Origin of the sequence: Bradyrhizobium sp. Arg237L, assembly GCF_029990105.1 — a bacterium.
Taxonomy (GTDB): domain Bacteria; phylum Pseudomonadota; class Alphaproteobacteria; order Rhizobiales; family Xanthobacteraceae; genus Bradyrhizobium.
Window position 1 is genome coordinate 19,681 of record NZ_JAQMIL010000041.1, and the last position, 18,220, is coordinate 37,900.

General features: G+C 63.0%; 19 protein-coding genes and 1 pseudogene. 12 read left to right on the top strand and 8 right to left on the bottom strand.

The genetic code is table 11. The annotated features are described in order from the left end of the window. Nucleotides 1–50: 50 nt before the first annotated feature. The 5 genes and pseudogenes from OZ411_RS23775 (at nucleotide 51) to OZ411_RS23795 (ending at nucleotide 5,710) form a co-directional block, all read left to right on the top strand. Complete coding sequence (locus OZ411_RS23775) at nucleotides 51–401, top strand: Lin0512 family protein (RefSeq protein ID WP_130581754.1); 351 nt, start codon at nucleotides 51–53, stop codon at nucleotides 399–401. 135 nt (nucleotides 402–536) lie between these two features. Beyond that, nucleotides 537–1,097 (top strand): MOSC domain-containing protein, encoded by a 561-nt coding sequence (locus OZ411_RS23780; protein ID WP_130581755.1) that lies wholly within the window; start codon nucleotides 537–539, stop codon nucleotides 1,095–1,097. A 354-nt stretch (nucleotides 1,098–1,451) separates the two neighbouring features. Continuing rightward, complete coding sequence (locus OZ411_RS23785) at nucleotides 1,452–2,129, top strand: hypothetical protein (protein ID WP_282529897.1); 678 nt, start codon at nucleotides 1,452–1,454, stop codon at nucleotides 2,127–2,129. Nucleotides 2,130–2,382: 253 nt separating this feature from the next. Then, nucleotides 2,383–2,637, top strand: a pseudogene (locus OZ411_RS23790) (hypothetical protein); the annotation flags it as partial. A 391-nt stretch (nucleotides 2,638–3,028) separates the two neighbouring features. After that, nucleotides 3,029–5,710 carry a DEAD/DEAH box helicase gene (locus OZ411_RS23795; protein WP_282529898.1) on the top strand — a complete coding sequence of 894 codons (2,682 nt, stop codon included), beginning with the start codon at nucleotides 3,029–3,031 and terminating at the stop codon, nucleotides 5,708–5,710. Between the two features lie 21 nt (nucleotides 5,711–5,731). On the opposite strand, the gene OZ411_RS23800 is transcribed toward OZ411_RS23795, so the two are convergent. The 3 genes from OZ411_RS23800 to OZ411_RS23810 all read right to left on the bottom strand — a co-directional run bounded on the left by OZ411_RS23800 (nucleotide 5,732) and on the right by OZ411_RS23810 (nucleotide 8,675). Beyond that, nucleotides 5,732–7,177, bottom strand: coding sequence for an FAD-binding protein (locus OZ411_RS23800; protein WP_282529899.1), 1,446 nt, complete (start codon nucleotides 7,175–7,177; stop codon nucleotides 5,732–5,734). A 132-nt stretch (nucleotides 7,178–7,309) separates the two neighbouring features. Continuing rightward, complete coding sequence (locus OZ411_RS23805; RefSeq protein ID WP_282529900.1) at nucleotides 7,310–8,197, bottom strand: LysR family transcriptional regulator; 888 nt, start codon at nucleotides 8,195–8,197, stop codon at nucleotides 7,310–7,312. Nucleotides 8,198–8,294: 97 nt separating this feature from the next. Beyond that, entirely contained in the window at nucleotides 8,295–8,675 is a 381-nt protein-coding gene (locus tag OZ411_RS23810) for a tautomerase family protein (protein ID WP_282529901.1), read from the bottom strand. A gap of 146 nt (nucleotides 8,676–8,821) precedes the next feature. On the opposite strand from OZ411_RS23810, the gene OZ411_RS23815 reads away from it, so the two are divergent. Beyond that, complete coding sequence (locus tag OZ411_RS23815) at nucleotides 8,822–9,487, top strand: DUF429 domain-containing protein (RefSeq protein ID WP_282529902.1); 666 nt, start codon at nucleotides 8,822–8,824, stop codon at nucleotides 9,485–9,487. 25 nt (nucleotides 9,488–9,512) lie between these two features. Here OZ411_RS23815 and OZ411_RS23820 read toward each other — a convergent pair whose 3' ends face one another. The 3 genes from OZ411_RS23820 to OZ411_RS23830 are packed head-to-tail and all read right to left on the bottom strand — an operon-like array spanning nucleotide 9,513 to nucleotide 10,885. Next, nucleotides 9,513–9,683: a hypothetical protein gene (locus OZ411_RS23820; RefSeq protein WP_282529903.1), complete on the bottom strand. Its 171-nt coding sequence runs from the start codon at nucleotides 9,681–9,683 to the stop codon at nucleotides 9,513–9,515. Between the two features lie 12 nt (nucleotides 9,684–9,695). Beyond that, nucleotides 9,696–10,088, bottom strand: coding sequence for a hypothetical protein (locus tag OZ411_RS23825; RefSeq protein WP_282529904.1), 393 nt, complete (start codon nucleotides 10,086–10,088; stop codon nucleotides 9,696–9,698). Nucleotides 10,089–10,093: 5 nt separating this feature from the next. After that, nucleotides 10,094–10,885 carry a sterol desaturase family protein gene (locus tag OZ411_RS23830; RefSeq protein ID WP_282529905.1) on the bottom strand — a complete coding sequence of 264 codons (792 nt, stop codon included), beginning with the start codon at nucleotides 10,883–10,885 and terminating at the stop codon, nucleotides 10,094–10,096. 116 nt (nucleotides 10,886–11,001) lie between these two features. Here OZ411_RS23830 and OZ411_RS23835 point away from each other — a divergent pair, with 116 nt between their 5' ends. Together OZ411_RS23835 and OZ411_RS23840 are read left to right on the top strand one after the other, a co-directional pair. Further along, nucleotides 11,002–11,325 carry a DUF6166 domain-containing protein gene (locus OZ411_RS23835; protein WP_130581340.1) on the top strand — a complete coding sequence of 108 codons (324 nt, stop codon included), beginning with the start codon at nucleotides 11,002–11,004 and terminating at the stop codon, nucleotides 11,323–11,325. 25 nt (nucleotides 11,326–11,350) lie between these two features. Continuing rightward, on the top strand, nucleotides 11,351–12,460 hold the full coding sequence (locus tag OZ411_RS23840; protein WP_282529906.1) for a Zn-dependent alcohol dehydrogenase: 1,110 nt from the start codon (nucleotides 11,351–11,353) through the stop codon (nucleotides 12,458–12,460). 60 nt (nucleotides 12,461–12,520) lie between these two features. Here the strand turns inward: OZ411_RS23840 and OZ411_RS23845 are convergent, their stop codons facing one another. Then, on the bottom strand, nucleotides 12,521–13,276 hold the full coding sequence (locus OZ411_RS23845) for a GntR family transcriptional regulator (protein ID WP_282529907.1): 756 nt from the start codon (nucleotides 13,274–13,276) through the stop codon (nucleotides 12,521–12,523). A 491-nt stretch (nucleotides 13,277–13,767) separates the two neighbouring features. On the opposite strand from OZ411_RS23845, the gene OZ411_RS23850 reads away from it, so the two are divergent. The 4 genes from OZ411_RS23850 (at nucleotide 13,768) to OZ411_RS23865 (ending at nucleotide 16,510) form a co-directional block, all read left to right on the top strand. Further along, complete coding sequence (locus tag OZ411_RS23850) at nucleotides 13,768–15,090, top strand: dicarboxylate/amino acid:cation symporter (protein WP_282529908.1); 1,323 nt, start codon at nucleotides 13,768–13,770, stop codon at nucleotides 15,088–15,090. 199 nt (nucleotides 15,091–15,289) lie between these two features. Then, complete coding sequence (locus tag OZ411_RS23855) at nucleotides 15,290–15,613, top strand: metalloregulator ArsR/SmtB family transcription factor (protein WP_282529909.1); 324 nt, start codon at nucleotides 15,290–15,292, stop codon at nucleotides 15,611–15,613. Next, nucleotides 15,610–16,041, top strand: a complete 432-nt coding sequence (locus OZ411_RS23860) for an SRPBCC domain-containing protein (protein ID WP_282529910.1) — start codon at nucleotides 15,610–15,612, stop codon at nucleotides 16,039–16,041. Before OZ411_RS23855 ends, OZ411_RS23860 begins: the two co-directional genes overlap by 4 nt. 58 nt (nucleotides 16,042–16,099) lie before the next feature. Continuing rightward, nucleotides 16,100–16,510 (top strand): DUF1801 domain-containing protein, encoded by a 411-nt coding sequence (locus tag OZ411_RS23865; protein WP_282529940.1) that lies wholly within the window; start codon nucleotides 16,100–16,102, stop codon nucleotides 16,508–16,510. An 18-nt stretch (nucleotides 16,511–16,528) separates the two neighbouring features. On the opposite strand, the gene OZ411_RS23870 is transcribed toward OZ411_RS23865, so the two are convergent. Next, nucleotides 16,529–18,070: a winged helix-turn-helix domain-containing tetratricopeptide repeat protein gene (locus OZ411_RS23870; RefSeq protein ID WP_282529911.1), complete on the bottom strand. Its 1,542-nt coding sequence runs from the start codon at nucleotides 18,068–18,070 to the stop codon at nucleotides 16,529–16,531. Nucleotides 18,071–18,220 lie beyond the last annotated feature (150 nt).

Here is an 18,220-nt window from a genome sequence, read left to right on the forward strand (position 1 = left end):
GGTTTGGCTTGCGTCAGCTTCATTGCGCCCAACGACAAGCAGGAAATCCAATGGCACGCGTTCGCTGTATCACCGAGATGGGCATGGGCGTCGATGTTCACGGCAAGGACGCGACCAAGGCAGCCAGGCGCGCGGTCTCGGACGCCATCCGCCATTCGAGCCTCGGCTTCTTCCGCATGCTCGGCAAGACCGCCAACGACATGTTCGTCGATGTCACCATTGGCGTGCCGAATCCCGATGCGGTCGATACGGCAGTTGTTGCGAAGGAACTGCCCTACGGCACGGTGACCGTCACCGCGGTCAAAGGCGGGCTCGAGATTCCGGCCGAGCAGGGCAGCGATACCATCATCATCGCCAACGCCGCCGTCATCGTCAGCCTCGACGGCAGCAAGCCGGGCTAGGCATCTGGTGCCTGATAGTTAGGCTTGCCAAGCTGTTTTCGGCGTGAAAAACAACAAGCAGACGGTTTGCTCGTCGAGCTTGCCGCGTAGGCGTTAACGTCAACCAACGCATATCCGCACAACGGAGTTTGTGCCATGCTTGGTTTGACCGACACTCAGTCGGCTTTCGTGCTCGGTGTTTTCCTCAGCGGCACGCACAGCTTCACCAAACATCCGCAAGATGTCATCATGCTGCGCAAAGGGCTCGGCATCGACGGCGACGCGCATTGTGGGCCGCTGGTCAGGCACCGCTTCGATGCGGAACGAGACCCGGCGCGGCCGAACCTGCGGCAGGTTCATCTCATCCAGGCGGAGCTCATCGACGATCTGACCCGCAAGGGTTTCGTCGTACGGCCCGGCGACCTCGGCGAGAACATCTCTACGCGCGGGATCGACCTGATGGCGTTGCCCGTGGGCACGCGGCTGCAAATCGGGCGCGATGCGGTCGTGGAGATCATGGGCTTGCGCAGTTGTTGCGTGCAGATCGATACGTTTCAGCCGGGGATGCTGCGCGAGATCATCGCGCGCGTCGATGGCAAACTGGTTCGCAAGGGCGGCGTGATGGGCATTGTCGTTGAAGGCGGCGAGGTGCGGCCGGACGATGCCATTGTCGTGCGGTTGCCGGACGGGCCGTTCGTGCCGCTCGAAGTGGTGTGACTGTAGCCACGTCCTTCGCGCCTGCGCGACGATGTCGGTGCGTTTATCGCTCTGCTCATGTTTCGTTAACCATTCCTTCATCGGCGCGGGTAAAGCTGTCGCGTGATCGCAATGGCCGTTTGGCAGCCGACATGCTTTCGCCATGACACGGCATCGCGCCCAGGAGGGGTAGCAAGAGATGAGTGTGATCAGCGCGACCAGCTCGTCGGCCTATGGCTCCGTTGCATCCTTGCTCGCTGATGCTGCCTCGTCCGTGGCGGACGATCTTCAGCCGGACGGCGCCACGTCATCAGACGCGAAATCCCGGGCGATCCGGCCGACATTGTCGATCTCTCCGATCGGGCGAAGCAGGTTTTGGCTCAGGCAAAAACAGATCAGGTCGCGGCCGACAGGCTGTCGGCCCTGGTCCAATCGCTGAGAGCGGCGGGCAAGCCCCAGCCGCTGCATTCTTCGTCCGACAAGGCACAAGCGTCCTCTTCAGGCGGCAAACCGGTCAGCTTCGAAGAACTGGCAGGGATTTCGCTGACCAGCACCACCGAAGTGACGGTGATTGCCGGCAACCGCAACGTGACCTCGACTGACGCGAATGGCGACGCGCCGCCGCCCGGCACGATCCTCCCGAAGCGTAGCTTCTCGGAGACGCTCTCCTTCAATGGCTTCCACGTCACCGCCACGGGCAACGCGCTGACCAACAACAGCGACGTCCAGATTTACGGCCCCGATGGTTCCAGCGCATCGTCAACGCTGTTCGGCGGCTCCGCTGGAGCTGGCAGTGGTGGCGCGGGAAAACAATACACGATGGTATCGAGCGCGAAGGTCGGCAACCGCCAGATATTCACCTTCGCCATGAACAGCGCCGCTGTGTCGGCCACCGCGGCGCAGAATGCGAGCGGAAGCGCGGTGCAGGCCACGGCAGCCGTGAAATCCAGCATCGTGACGTTCGTCGTCGATTTCAACACCGGCAAGATCTCGGCGATGGAAGCCGATGCCTCGAGCACGGCGACATGGAGCGCGGTTCAGAGAACGGCGTGAGAAACGCACGGCTACCCACGACAGCGGCGGGAGCGGGAACTGGCCGCGGTGGTACTCCTTTCCAAACAAGTCTCGACTCACCAAAATTTCTGTTGAAAAGAACCGGACCTTCGCAATGAACCGGCGCGATGGGGCTCGGCCGCGCCAGGCAAATTTGCACCACGAGTTCGGCGCATTACTATGACCAAGCTGTTCGGGCGGGCGTGATCGCGAAAGATCACGGGTCCCGCCCGTTATTGCCGGATCATAGCAAATGTCTGCAGTCGAGGATTTCGGTCAGAGGCTCTCGGATGTCGTCAAGACAAAGGACATCTACAGCTTCTTCAGCCGTTCCGCATTTGAGAAGGGCTACGCCTACCAGGCCCAAGGGCGCGTCACGGGATTGGAAATCAGCGACGACCTCGTGCGCATCCGCGGCAAGGTGCGCGGAGGTGAGCCCAGCCCCTATCGTGTCGACATCGAGCTCGAATTCGACCATGGGCGTCTAGTCGACCTCGACGGCACTTGCAGTTGTCCAGTCGGAGTCAATTGCAAGCATGTCGTGGCGACGATGCTCCAGGCGCTGAGCGGTGCATTGCCGTCCGAGCGGAAAACGGACATCGGCAAGACTCCCGTCCGCTCCGTGCCGATTCTGCCTTACGATGTCACCGCATGGCTCGACAGTATCGGCGCCGCCATGCGCGGAGACGATTATCCCGTCGATGTGACGCATCGGTTGCTCTACTGCCTGCAGCCCGCTGAAGCGGGTGCGCAGATGCCGTTGCTGGGGGTGTCGCTACTCTCGATCCAGATGCGACAAGGACGGGACGTTCGGGGGCAGCCCTACGCGTCCGGGCATCTCCGGCTTTTCGCCCGAACGTGCGCCGAAGTATTTTCGCGATACCGACATCGACATTCTGATGCAGCTCACGAGAGAGCGAGGGGCGTACTATCACCCACCTCGGTTGCAATCCCGCGAACTCCTGCAGCAAATCATCGCGACCGGACGTGCGTTCTGGCGCGATCACAAGGGGCGGCCGCTACAGTGGGGCGAGGCGCGCGAGGGACGCATCGATTGGCGCCAGGCCAGCAAGCAGGGCCTTGCCCCGCAACTGACGGTGCCGGGAGCGATGGGCCTTAACGCCGAGCCGCCGGTTTATATGGACGAGGCCGCAGGCGTGATCGGCCCGGTCGAACTGAGCCTGCCGCCTCGGCTTGCCTATCAGCTCTTGTCGGCGCCCGTCATCCCGCGCGCGCAAGTCGCGGAAGTGGCGCGCCGCCTCGGCGAAAGGTTGCCGCAGCTTCATCGAGGCTTGTTGCCGGGAACGCCGGCAGCGGCGGTGAAGATCGACGACGATCCGATTCCGATCTTGCGGCTCAAGCGAGGACGCGAGGGCCTGAGTGCCCAGTATTTCCACGACAGGCCCGATCGGACCGCGGTTGCCCATCTCAGTTTCCGCTACGGCCCCGTCGAGATCGAGCCCAAGGAAAAGGGAAACCCGCTCGAGGCATTTCGGGCCGGCGAAGTCTACACGATCACGCGACGGCGGTCGAAGGAGAAAGGCGCGCGCCAGCGGCTGTTGGAATTCGATTTCCGCGAAGCGAGGTTGATCCACCGGTTCCTCGATGGCGGCCATGTGGACGATCTGACGTTCGGGGAACCTCATGCCTGGCTCGATTTTCTCGAGTTCGGCCTTCCTGAGTTGCGCGCGGAAGGCTTCGATGTACTGGTCGATGACGATTTTCCGTATCGGCTGGCGCAGTCCGAGGGCGTCTTCGATGCCGAATTGGAATCCAGCGGCATCGACTGGTTCGAACTGGCGCTCGGCGTCGAAATCGACGGCGAGCGACGCGATCTGGCGCCGGTTCTGGCTGCCTTGGTCGCGACACCGAGTTTCACGCCCGATCGGATCAAGCAGCTCGCCGAGGCGGGTGACCACTTCTATCTTCCGCTTGCCGACGGCCGCCATCTGTCGCTCGCTGCCGATCGCTTCCTGCCATTGGTGCTGGCGCTCCATAGCCTCAGCCTGAGCGGGCTTTTCGGTGAGGCATCCGGAAAGATCAGGCTTTCGCGCGCGGATGTCGTGCCGCTGCTGGCGCTCGAGAATGACGACTTTGCTTTCAGCGGCGCCGACAATCTTCGGCGCCTCGCCAATCTGCTTCGGGATCGCGAATTGTCAAATCCGGCGTTGCCCGCAAATTTTCGCGCCGAACTGCGGACGTACCAGGCGCAGGGAGTGGACTGGCTCGATCTGCTGCGGGAGAGCGGCCTTGGCGGTGTGCTGGCCGACGACATGGGGCTCGGCAAGACCGTCCAGATCCTGGCGCTGTTGTCGCTGGAGAAGGCGCGCGGTCACCTTAGCGAGCCTGCCCTTGTCGTCGCTCCGACCAGCCTGATGACGAACTGGTTCAGCGAAGCGCAAAAATTCGCGCCGGATTTGAAGGTCCTCGTGCTTCACGGCTCGGATCGCAAGCAAAGCTTCGCCGCCATCGCGGAACATGATCTTGTCCTGACCACCTATCCGCTGATTGCGCGGGATCACGAAGTCCTGCTGTCTCGCGATTGGCACATGGCCGTGCTGGACGAGGCGCAGACGATCAAGAATCCCAATGCCGCGACCACCCGCTGGTTGCGCGGCATCAAAGCGCGGCATCGCTTCTGCCTGACGGGGACGCCGGTGGAAAATCATCTCGGCGAGCTCTGGTCCATCATGAGCTTTGCCAATCCGGGATTTCTTGGCGACAAGACCGATTTCGGCCGGCGCTGGCGCACCCCGATCGAGAAGCGCACGGATACGCGACGCGCAGCAGCGCTGGCGCAGCGCGTGAAACCATTTCTGCTGCGCCGGACCAAGGCGGAGGTGGTTAAGGAACTGCCGGCCAAGAGCGAGATCGTCGAGCGCATCGCATTGGAGGGCAGTCAGCGTGACCTCTACGATTCCATTCGACTGTCGATGTCGGACAAGGTCCGCAAGGCAATCCAGGAGCGCGGCCTGGCCAAGAGCCACATCGTCGTTCTCGAAGCGCTGCTCAGGCTGCGCCAGGCCTGCTGCGATCCGGCGCTGCTGAAGCTCGACGATCGCGTCAAGCGCCCATCTGCCAAGCTTGACCGGCTGATGGAAATGGTTGTGGAACTCTTGAGCGAGGGCCGGAAGATCATCGTCTTCTCGCAGTTCACCTCGATGATCGACCTGATCAAGGTCAGGTTCGATGCGGAGGCTATCCGCTACAGCGTCCTGACTGGAGAAACGACCAATCGCAAGCGCGCGATCGAAGCGTTTCAGGACGGCAACAGCGATGTCTTCCTCATCAGCCTGAAGGCCGGAGGCGTCGGGCTCAACCTGACGGCGGCCGATACGGTGGTCATCTTCGATCCCTGGTGGAATCCGGCCGTCGAGGAGCAGGCGATCGATCGCGCCCATCGCATCGGCCAGGACAAGCCGGTCTTCATCTATCGGCTGGTGGCATCGGGTACGATCGAGGAGAAGATGGACGAGCTCAAGGCGCGGAAGCGCACCTTGGCCGACAGCCTGTTCGATCGCGAGGGACGCGTCGGCGCGGCACTCACCGAAGAGGACGTGCGCGCGCTGTTCGAGGAATAGTGACGCGTGGCTGCGAACCGATCATGCCTGGCTGTGGAACAGATTGTAGCCGGGCGTCAGCAGATTGTGCGGATCGTAGCGCTGTCTGGCGTCGCGCAGCAGCGGCCATTTCGGGCCGAAATGCTCGCGCCAATCGTCTGACGACATTGGAAAGGCGCTGACGGGATAGAGGAAGCCGCCAGCTTTGCGAATGCGATCGTAGAACGCGCGGTTCGCCGCGACCGTCCGCGCGATCGAGGCCGCGTCGGTATCGGAAGGGATGCGGACCAGGTTGAATGGAACGACGATACTCTCGTCCGGCAACCGCACCAGCGGGGCGCGCAACGCATCGGTCAGCATCGGATAATAGGTGATCCGTCCGAATGGCCCGACGTCCCCGTTGCTCAGGCCGCCGACGATCTCGCGCGCCACCTGTTCGGCATTGCTGCCGCGCAGGAATGTGAACAGCCACGGCTGCGGAATGGACCACTGGCCCTTCGATCGCAGCAGGTTTTCAAGTTTGGCGAAGGCCAGCGCGTCATCGCGATAGGTGAGGTCGGTGATAACAGCCTTGCCGCGATCGTCCGCGAGGTCCGCAAGCGCTGTGCTTTCATCGGGCGCGGCATCGCGGTTGTAGAAGATCGCGCCGTCGAGCTGGTAGCGCCAGCCGCCGCTGCCGTCGGGCAGGATCGCGCCCTGCAATTGGTCGAAGCGCCCCGCCGTTAACATGCGCCGCTGATCCGCGGTCAGGGACGCCAGATCGCGATAAAAGAGCTGATAGCGGCGGACCCCGTCGGGCGCGCGCGCCAGGCGCAAGCTGGCGCGGGTGATGATGCCGCGTTGGCCGAGACCGGCCCTGACAGCATCGAACAGATCGGGATTTTCGGTCGCCGAACAGGTCAGCTCCCGGCCGTCGCCCGTGACGACACTCATTTCGAGCACATGATCAGCCTGCATGCCATATCGCGACGACGTCCCGCCGATGCCGCCGATCGCGATCGTGCCGCCGACCGACAGGCCGAGATAATTGGTCAGCACCGGCGGCGTCAGTCCCCGCGCCAGCGTCGCATCGAGCACGCTCTGCCATGTCGCTCCGGCCTCGACCACGATGCTATCCGCCTCGACCTCGCCAATGCAATTGAGCCCGCGCATATCGACGACGATGCCGTCGGTCAGCGAACGGCCGTAGGTCGAATGGCCCTGGCCGCGCGCTGCGACCTTCAATCCACGCTCGGCTGCCCAACTCATCACGGTCGCGATGTCTTCGCTCTCGGCTGGCTTCAAGACCGCGCGCGGCTCTTTGCGAATGATCCGGCCGAAGTCATCCGCCGCCGCGGCGCGAACCGCCTCGTCGTGACTGAGTTCGCCCTTGAGCCGCGATCGGTCGTTCGAATTGGCTTGTGCTGGTGTGTTCATCTGAGTACCGGAAGCGAATGCCGCGGTAAGGCCAAGGCCTGCACGCAGCAGGGTGCGTCTGTCGGGAGACATGACGTGCTCCTCGATTTGAAAAGCCTGGCAAGGCGAATTCAGCGCTGAGCCGCCCCTAAGTAGAGTTCGCGGAGCCTGAGAGACAATCAGCGCTGCGCAGAATTGACCTTCCCGAAAATCGAGAAAATCAGGTTAGAGGCGTTCGCGCTTCAGGCGTTCCACGAGCAGGTCGGCGAACAGGCGCGTCTTCGCTGGTGGCATGCCGCTCGGTGGGAACACCGCGTGGATCGGAATCCGCGGAGCCTCGAACTCTTCGAGCAATATCTCCAGCGCACCGCGATCGAACAGTTCGGCGATCTGCCAGAACGGACCGTATCCGATGCCAAGGCCATGGCAGGCGGCGGCGTGCGCCGCAGCGACATTGTCGGTGCGGAAGCAACCGCTCGCACGCACATTCCTGAGACGGCCGCGCACCTGGAACCGCCACGCTTGCGTCTCGGCTTCGGCTGTGCCGTGCAGGATGCATTGGTGGCGGACGAGGTCGTCGGGATGGCGTGGATGGCCATGGCGATCGAGATAGCCGGGCGCGGCGTAGACGACGGTGCGAAGCTCGCCGAGACGGCGTGCCTTCAGCGAGGAGTCCGGTAGGTCTCTAATTCTGATCGCAAGATCGAAACCGCCGCCGACGACATCGATCGGGCGGTCCGACCCTTGCAAGTCGGCCTTGATGCGCGGATAGCGCGCGATGAAGTCCGCAAGCGCGGGCGCGACAAAAGTCGAGCCGAACAGGACCGGCGCGGTAACGCGGAGCAGTCCCGAAGGTTCGGCGCGCCGGCTCGCCGCTTCCAGACGCGCCTCGCTGATTTCGGAGAACGCCGGCTTGACGCGCCGATAGAACGCAAGGCCAGCTTCGGTGGCGAAGGATTTTCGCGTGGTGCGCCTGATGAGTTCGACGCCGACACTATGCTCCAGCGCCAGCAGCGAGCGATTGACGGCCTGCACGGACCGGCCGAGCCGGCGCGCCGCCGCCGTCTGGCTGCCGGTTTCGATAACAGCCAGAAAGGCCTCGATTTCCTCCATCGAACCCGCCTCCGCATTTTCTCGAAATGCGAGAGGATAGTGCTGAAGTCGATGGATGATGGCAAGGGCACCCGGGGCGCCCTGAGAACGTGCCCGGTTAGCTCGCGTACTGGGCGATGCCGTTGCCGAACGACCAGTTCTCCTTCTTGACCTCGACGAGGTTGATGAAGATGTCCTCGCGGCGTAGCCCGAGCGCGGTGCGCAGGCCGTCGGCGATCGCCTTGTAGAGCGCCTGCTTCTGCGCGGAGGTGCGGCCCTCGTTCCAGGTGATCTGGATGATCACGAGATCGTTGGTGCGGTGGATGCCGAGATAGTCGGCATCGAACAGGAAGCCATCGGCCTCGTGCTCGCTGATGAGCTGGAACCGGTCCTTCTCAGGCACGCCCACACTGATGAGTGCATCATACACGATGCGGCCAATCTCCTGCCGGAAGGCCGCGTCCTTGCCCTTGCGAAGATCGATGCGAACGAGGGGCATGTCCGTCTCCTGTTGTCCGATGCGACTTCGTCGCGCCCGCCGCGGCGATCGTCTGCAGATGCTCGCAATTACACTAGCTGCATATGCTGGTATTGAAGGTCAAGAGTTGCATCGTAGAATGTAACCGTAACAAACAAGGAGCGGATGTGTCCTGCTATCTCGGTCTCGACGGCTTTCGCGGCGGCTGGGTAGTGGCCTGGATCGACGATCAGGGTAACCACGGCTTCGACTATTCGCCGCACCTGGATCGGCTTCTCGCGGCTGCGCACAAGCGCGCCATGATCGATATGCCGATCGGCCTGACGATGAAGGGGCACCGGACGTGCGATCTGCGTGCCCGCGAATGGGTCGGCGCTTCGGTGTTTCTCGGCGCGCGGCGCAACCTTTGGGAGTTCGCAGACCAGACTTCGGCGAACCGCTACTATTGGCATCACGAGGGCCCGGGTATGGGCGTGTCCTGCCAACTCTGGAATATCAGGGACAAGATCAGGGAGGTCGACGATTTCATCACGCCGGAGCGTCAGGCAACCATCGGCGAGGCGCATCCGGAACTGATCTTCCGAAATCTCGGCAAGCAGATCCGCCTGGAAGGCAAGAAGTCGGAGCGAGGCCGCGAGCAGCGCTTGAGACTGTTGGCCGAGCGCGGCTTTGTCAAACTTTCACGCTGGCTGGCGCAACGTTACGGCACCGGGATCGGACGCGACGATTTGATCGATGCCTGCGCCTGCGCGGTGGCCGCGCGGGACAGCAATGCGCGTCTCGGCGGCGAGGAGGTCGACGTTCGCGGCTTGCGGATGGAGATCAACTACTGAGAGACCAACGGGAGGCGTCACCCTCTCACTTCCGCGTAACCTCCGGGAATATCCACATCGCGATCACCATGAACGGAGCGAGCACCATGATCGCGATCTTCGGACCGTGCTGCCCGATCGAGCCCTGGTAGAAATAGGCCGCACAAGCGACGAGCAGCACGATGATCGATAGAGCTGTCTTGATCGGGAAGGGCATCGGCACACTCCTCTATGAGGCGGTAAATCCCTGTAGCGGGGAGAGCATCAGCGCGAGCGCTGCGAGCTGGACAAGGCCAAGGACGGCGAGCCCGCTGCGGCTGTCGCGCCACGCGCCCGGAATGACCTGAAACACCGCGGGAATGAACAGGAAGATCAGGCCGCCGAACACCACGACGGAGGTCCAGCGCAGCGTCTGGTGCGCAAACGAGGCCACACCCGCGAGCAGAATCATGAGTAACGCGAGATTGGCGAGCACGAGCACCCCGCCGGACGCGCCCGCGATCGATTGCGGCCTTGCGCTTCGCGGAAACATGCCGACCAGCGTGAAGAAGCTCAGGCAGCAGGCTGCGAAGGCTGCTGCGAACAGCGCCAGCGCGAGGCCGTTCGGCTCGATGCCGGCCACGGCTGTCACTCCGCCGGCACGGAGCTTACAGCCGGATCGATCCGCGGGGTGCGCGCGGTCTTGCGCATGTTGCGCTTGACGAAGCGTGTATCGTAGCCGTTGAAGAGATGACCGAGCAGGCCGCGGTCGAGATCCGACGTGCCGAGCAGCCAGTCCATGATTGGGAAGGTGAGGTTCATGTTCCGCTCCATCATGATCGATTGATCGTGATGGGCGGTGTGGTGACGGCGGATCGTATTCACCATCGGCACGTTGCGGACGAACCAGTTCTCCTCGACATGGCAGCAGAAATGCATGAACTCGTAGATCAGGTACATCGACGTCGTCGTCGCGATCAGGAGCCATCCGACATTGGCCGAGATGATAGTGCCGGCCACGATCGCAAGCGGGATCGACATCAGGGTGAAGGTGGCGAGCGCGTAAGGCGGGAAGAAAGTCACGCGCCAGTCGTGATGATCGGCGAAGCGCATCTCCTGATCGGTGAAGAACTGGTGATGCATCAAGGTGTGACGGTTATAGATCGCGCGGAACGCCTTGATCTGCGAGGGGCGGTGCATCACGTAGCGGTGGATCCACCACTCGAAGAAATTCGCACCCAGAAAAGTCACGGGGACGATCAGCAATTCCCATGCGCGCAGGTCGCGAACATTGGCGAGATAGATGTAGAGCGCGGTGAAGCCGATCACGTAGATGATGAAGACGTGCAGCCAGCCATTGTACCAGCCGGCGACCCGCTCCCGATAGGTTTCGCGGTAACGGCGCTGCCGATCCGACATGGCGGTTGATGTGAGTTCCATGGCCGACCTCCCGACGTCGAACTTGGATGACATTCGAATTCGCGTGTGATATATCACTAATCTATCAAGGCGGCAAGATGGCGGCTAACGCTTGGAGCTGTCGGGAGGAGGCACGCATGAAAAGGTTTTGCGGAGACCGCACCATCGACGGAGTCGTGGTCACGGTGGATGGCCGGCCGCTCGATCAGAGGCTCGATCTGCACCGCTACACCGCGAACGGTTTTGAATGGAGCTATGAGGGGGAAGAGCCGCGACAACTGTCGCTGGCGATCCTTGCCGAGCACCTGAGCGATACCGCCGCGGCAAAGGCTCTGGTCGAGCCGTTCATGAAGGCGGTGGTTGCCAATTTCGGCAATGAGTGGGAAATGAGCTCTGCCGATATCGACGCGGCGCTCGCGGCGCTGCGGAAAGATGGGGATGCTGTTCGGGCGGCATCCTGAAACAGGGCGGGCGGGAGATCTGGAAGTGGGGCTCAAATACAAGGCGGCGGTGCTGCACGCGCCGAAATCGCCGCTCATCATCGAGACGGTCGAGGCGGGCGAACTCGCGGCCGAAGACGTGCTCGTCCGCGTCAAGGCGGTGGGGCTTTGCCATACCGATCTCGAGGTGATCGAAGGCAGCCTGCGCAATCCGATGCCGATCCTGCTCGGTCATGAAGCGTCCGGCATCGTCGAACAGGTCGGGCCGAACGCCCGTGGCATCGCGGTCGGCGACCACGTCGTCCTCTCCTGGAATCCGCATTGCGGGCATTGCTTCTATTGCGATCGCGACCTGCCGATCCTCTGCGAATCCTATCTGGGACAGGCGCCGCTCGCGGTGCAATTCGACGGTCGCAGCCGCGCCCGATTGAGCGACGGGCGCGAGCTCAAGCATCTGATGTATCTCGGCACGCTCGCCGAATACTGCATCGTGCCGGCGCAGCAGGCGATCGTGGTGCCGAAGGAGCTTGCCTTCGATCAAGCCTGCCTGATCGGTTGCGGCGTCATGACCGGCGTGGGTGCCGCGCTCAACGTCGCGTCCATCCACTACGGCGACAGCGTGATGGTGATCGGATGCGGCGCGGTGGGTCTTGCGGCGATGCAGGGCGCGCGCATGGCCGGCGCTGGCGTTGTCATCGCCGTCGATCTCGATGACAACAAGCTCGATCTGGCCAAGCAGCTTGGGGCGACGCACGCGATCAACGCCGCCAAGGAGGATGTGATCGATCTTTCGCGTCAATTGACCGATGGCCGCGGCGTCGACGTCGTTCTGGAGTCGGCGGGCAGCGCGCGTGCGTTTCGGATGACGAGCGAGGTGGTGCGGCCGGGCGGCGAGGTCATCTGGCTCGGCAAGGTCGATGTCGCGCAGGACGTCGCGTTTCGATGGGGTTCGCTGATGCAGGAAAAGCGCATCCGACGCTCCAGCTATGGCGGCGCGCGGCCGCTGCGCGACTTTCCGATGCTGGCGCGGGCCGCGCTCGACGGCCGGCTCAAGCTGGATCAGTTGATCACCGCGCGTATCTCGCTCGAACAAGTCAACGAGGGGTTCGAGGCATTGAGGCGCGGTACGGCCATCCGCAGCGTCGTGGTGCTCTAGATTCTTTGACGCGTTTTCTTCACGCGAACCGGTACCCACTTCGCTCGAAAACGCTCTGGATCACGTCTCGATGGTCTTGCGGGTGAAGCTTTCGATGTAGTCGAGCAGGCGATCGGACGCTTTCGCCGCGGCTTCCGGATCGCGCGCGGCGATCCGCTCGGCGACGTCGGCGTGCAGGCGCGCCGACAGCGGCAGGTCGCCGACTTCCCGGTAGTGCTGGTACCAGAAGCGTCGGGACAGGCCGTGCATCAGGCCCATCGCGCGGGAGGCGAACTCGTTTCTCGCGGCCTGGCTGACCAGTTCGTTGAAGGCGCGATCGAGCCGCATGAAGGTCATGTCGTCGGATTCATCGGAGGCGCGGCGCATCTCCCGGGCGATGGTCGTAAATTGAGCGATTTCCTCCGGCGTCGCGCGCTCGGCCGCGCCGCGCGCCATCAGCCGCTCGAGCTCGCGGCGCACTTCGAGCAGGCGCATCTGTGTCCTGAGGTTGATCTGCGACACCAGGATGCCCCGTCGCGGCAGGATGACGACGAGGCCGTCGCGGGCCAGACGCTGCAGCGCCTCGCGGATCGGGGTGCGGCCGATGCCCAGTTTCGCCGCCAGCGACTGTTCCGACAGGATGGTTTCAGGCGGCAAGGCGAGGGTGACGATCAGTTCCTCCAGTTGCCGATAGGCGCGGTCCGTCAACGTCTCCTGATCGCGCTCGTCGCGTTCGAGGTCGACGCTGCGTGGCACGTCGCGCGAGCCCGGCTGGCTTTTCCTGGACCTGGCAGTCTTGCTGGTGCGGGCTCGTGGGGTTCGCCTGTCCGCGGCCATCTGCCGTGATTCTCCCTTTGCTCGTCACGACGATATTTCACGCGTGACGAGGAGGGTCAATCGGGCGTCGGTGCGGCCTGCGTAGCCGCAATGCTCTCGATCAATGCGAGATGCTTTCGAGCGTTCGACCTTTGGTTTCCTCACCCATTGTGAGCACGACAAGGGCGCGCGGATGTCTGTGCGGTCGATGTCGCGGCCTCAGGGAGGAGCGGCGCACTCAGATCTTTCCCCTCGGCCTGAGGAGGCCGCTCCGCGGCCGTCTCGAAGGCCGGGGCCACAGGCGGGGCCACATTCCTTCGAGACGCTTGCTATGCAAGCTCCTCAGGATGAGGGTCGGGTTTTCTCGAAAGATTATGCTCGGACGACGTGCTACGGTTGCAGCGTTAGGGTCGACTATTCCGCAAAGCACCATGAACGGGAACGTGCATTGTTCGCGGCGCTACCTCATTCCATGATGGCGCCATCCTGATCCCTCCATCCGCGGAGCCTCCATGACAGCAGAAGCGATCCGCCCCGCCGCCCATCACCACCCCTGGTACAAGGTCCTCTACATCCAGGTCCTGATCGCGATCGCGCTTGGCATCCTGCTCGGCCATTTCTATCCCGGTCTCGGCAAGGAGATGAAGCCGCTCGGCGACGGCTTCATCGCGCTGATCAAGATGATGATCGCGCCGGTGATCTTCTGCACTGTCGTACATGGCATCTCCTCGATGGGCGACCTCAAGCGCGTCGGCCGCGTCGGCCTGAAGGCGTTGATCTATTTCGAGGTCGTGTCGACGGTGGCGCTGGCGGTCGGCCTGATCGTCGGCAGGACGCTGCAGCCGGGGCGGGGCTTCAACATCGATCCGACGTCAATCGATCCCAGTTCGGTCGCGACCTACGTGACCAAGGCGAAAGAGGAGGGGATCATCGCCCATTTGATGGCGATCATCCCCGACAGCTTCTTCGGCGCACTGGCGCGCGGCGACCTTCTGCAGGTGCTCTTGATCTCGATTCTATCAGGCTTTGCCATCGCCTTCATGGGCAAGGCGGGCGAGCCGATTGCATATGCGATCGACCAGGCGGCCAAAGTGTTCTTTGGCGTGATCCGCATCATCGTGCGTGTCGCGCCGCTCGGCGCCTTCGGTGCGATGGCGTTCACCGTCGGCGCTTACGGGCTGGGTTCGCTGTGGAATCTCGTGGCGCTGATCGGCACCTTCTATTTGACCAGCGCGCCGTTCGTCCTGATCGTGCTTGGCTCTATCGCGCGGCTCTCGGGATTCTCGATCATCCGCTTCATCGGCTACATCAAGGACGAATTGTTGATCGTGCTCGGCACCTCGTCGTCGGAGACGGTGCTGCCGCAGATGATCCAGAAGATGGAGCATCTCGGCGCCTCGCGCTCGGTGGTCGGCCTCGTCATCCCGACCGGCTACAGCTTCAATCTCGACGGCACCAACATCTACATGACGCTGGCCACGCTGTTCCTGGCACAGGCGACCAACACGCCTCTGACGATCTGGCAGGAGCTTGGCATTCTGGGCATCGCCATGATCACCTCGAAGGGGGCGTCCGGCGTTACTGGGGCCGGCTTCATCACGCTGGCCGCAACGTTGTCCATCGTGCCTGACATCCCGATCCAGTCGCTCGCCATCCTCGTCGGCATCGACAAGTTCATGAGCGAATGCCGCGCGCTGACCAACCTGATCGGCAACGGCGTCGCCTGCGTCGTCATCAGTCTTTCAGAGGGCGAGCTCGACAAGGCAAAGCTGCACGAGACCATGGCAAACCCGCTCGAACTCGGCGAGGCGCTCGAGCCGGGCGGGGGCTCCTAGGCGACGCCGCGGCCACGTCTGGTCGATAACGACAATTCATGATGCATAACCAACGGGATATTTCAGGCAGCGGTGCGAGGCGCCCTCCATATGGCTTGCGGCTAAGCTGACAGCAATTATGCCGCTCCACGTGCCCCTTGACTGACATATATCTGTCCGGTTATACGTCAATCAATAGCCAGCGGGTTATCGATCTCAAATGCCGAACGCACACGATGACCTCTTCAGGGCGCTCGCCGATCCGACCCGGCGGGCCATCTTCGAGCGATTGTGTCGCGAAGGAGAGCAGACGGTCGGGGCTCTGACGGCTCTGGCCGGGGTCTCGCAGCCGGCCGTCTCGAAGCACCTTGGTGTTCTGAAACAGGCGGGACTCGTGCGCGACCGCCACGAAGGTCGCCAGACGCACTACAGCGCGCAGCTCGGCGCCTTGGCCCCGCTGATCGACTGGACCAGCCAAATGGCCGGCTTCTGGCAAAGCCGGTTCGACCACCTCGAAGATCTGCTCAAAAGGATGGACCAATGACCACCATTGCGACCGAAACGCGCTCCGTCATTGTCGAACGTGAGATACCCTATCCGCCGGAAAAGATCTGGCGTGCGCTCACGCAACCACACCTGATCGAGGAATGGCTCATGAAGAGCGACTTCAAGCCCGTCGTAGGTCACCGTTTCAACCTTCGCGGCGAATGGGGCGGCGTGCTGGACTGCGAGGTCCTCGCGATCGAGCCGAACAAGGCGCTGTCCTACACCTGGAATTTTGCGCACGACGATGCCGCCTTCAACCTGAAGAGCGTAGTGACCTTTACGCTCACGCCAACGAGCACGGGAACCCATTTGCGCATGGAGCAGTCGGGCTTCCGGCCGGATCAGAAGCAGGCCTACGGCGGCGCCCACGCCGGGTGGCAGCAGTTCTTTGCGAATCTCGAACAGGTGCTGGGGCGGACAGATTGAGCATCTGCGGGTGAATGCAATGGCGAGCAAAACTTCCGTAAAGAAAGCGACAACCATCATGGTCAAGAGCAAGAGTGGCTCGAAGGAAGTAGGCGCGCCCTCTCAACTGATCGATGCGAGAATCGAGGAACTCGGTGATTGGCGGGGCGAGACGCTCGCTCGAGTCCGCGATCTCATCAAGCAGGCCGACCCCGAAGTGGTCGAGGAGTGGAAGTGGAGGGGCGTTCCGGTGTGGGAGCACGCCGGAATTATCTGCACCGGTGAGACGTACAAGAACGTCGTGAAGATGACTTTCGCTAAGGGCGCCTCCTTGGAGGACCCTTCAGGCCTCTTCAACTCCAGCCTCGAAGGCAACACCAGGCGTGCGATCGATTTCCATGAGGGCGGCAAGATCGATGAAGCGGCGTTGAAGGCGCTCATTCGCGAGGCCGTGGCACTGAACCTCTCTAAGAAACCAAAGAGCGCTTGAGGAGTCAGCGAAGACGACTCATTCCGGCACGCCGGCGGCCCGCAGCGCTTCGGCATAGGTCCGCGCCATGGGCTCGACCGGGAAGGGGATTCGCGACAGGAAGCCTGCGATCGAAAATTCCGGCTCGACCTTCAGCAATTCTCGCGCAACCTGTACTGCGCGGTCGCGCTCGCCGGTTTTCACCAGCGCCACGGTGAGGACGCGCAGCGCCACCGCGAAGCGGCGGTTCTGCGCCAGCGCCTTCTCCGCCCAGACGATCGCTTCCGGGAAATTCTCGTCCAGCACGGCGCAGATCGCGAGCGCGCCGGAGGCGAACCAGCCGCGCGGGTCGCGCGGATTGAGCCGCTGCGCCCGCTCGATCATGGCGCGGCCGGCGCCCTGATTGCCGCGCATCGCCTCGATCCAGCCGCCAAGCGTCAACGCCATCGCGGAATTCGGATTGATCGCGAGCGAGCGGCTGAACAATTCGCGCGCCGGCTCGATTTCGTCGGCCATGTTCCAGATCGCGAATGCCGCCATCCACAACACCTGCGCATCGTTCGGCGCGAGCTCGACCGCGCGCCAGGCCTGCGCGACGGCCTTGCCGCGATACTCCTCGTCCGGCCCGCTCCAGCCTTGGAAATGGCGCAGGGCGTGGCAATAGGCGGAAGCCGCCATTGCCGGCGCATAGGCGGGATCGATCACCAGCGCCTGGTCGAGGCAGTCGATCGCCCCCGCAATGCTCTCAGTGGTGAACTCATAACGCAGGCTGTAGGCGCGCAGCAGCAGGTCGTAGGCGTCGAGCCGGCTCGGCGGAGAGGACCGGCGGCGCTCGGCTTCGGCAAGGTGCAGCGTCGGCTCGATCGCGGCCACCACGCTTTCGGTGATGCTGTCCTGCAGGTCGAACACCTCGCTCGCATCGCCGTCGAAGCGGTCGGCCCAGAGATGGACGGCCGAGCTTGCGTCGATGAGCTGGCCAGTGATCCGCAACCGATCGCCGCCGCGGCGAACGCTGCCTTCCAGCACATAGCTGACGCCGAGCTCGCGGCCGACCTGGCGGATATCGACCGCCTTGCCCTTGTAGGTGAAGGAGGAGTTTCGCGCGATCACGGACAGTCCGCTGCAGCGCGACAGCGCCGTGATGATGTCCTCGGCAACCCCGTCGGCAAAATACTCCTGCTCGGGATCGCCGCTCATATTGGTGAACGGCAGCACCGCGATTGATGGGCCTTCGAAGGCGGCAACGGGCGGCCCTGCGCTCTCATCGGCCGCTTGCTCGCGGACCTCGCCGACGAAACGAATGCCCTTGCGCGGGAGCGTGCGGATCAGCCGCTGCTCGTCGCCATTGTCGCCGATGGCCGCGCGTGCGGCATTCAGCCGACTGCTCAGCGTCGCTTCCGACACGATGCGCCCGCGCCAGACGGCGGCCAACAGGTCGTCGCGGCTGACAACATGGTCGCGCGAGCGGATCAGGAATTCCAGGAGATCGAACACCTGCGGCTCGACGGCAACGAGGCTGTCGCCGCGGCGTAGCTCGCGGCGGTCGGGATCCAGAACGAAGTTATTGAAATGATAGAGCAAATTTCTATGGCCTGCCGGCTGTGACGGGAGTCGCAGCGAACCTAGCACAAGGCGCCTGTCGCAAAAATCAAAGCCATCTGAAGGATAAATCCAGATAGTCTCTAAGCGCTGATAGGCGGGAGGGGGCAAAAGGTCGCCAGTTCGAAATGG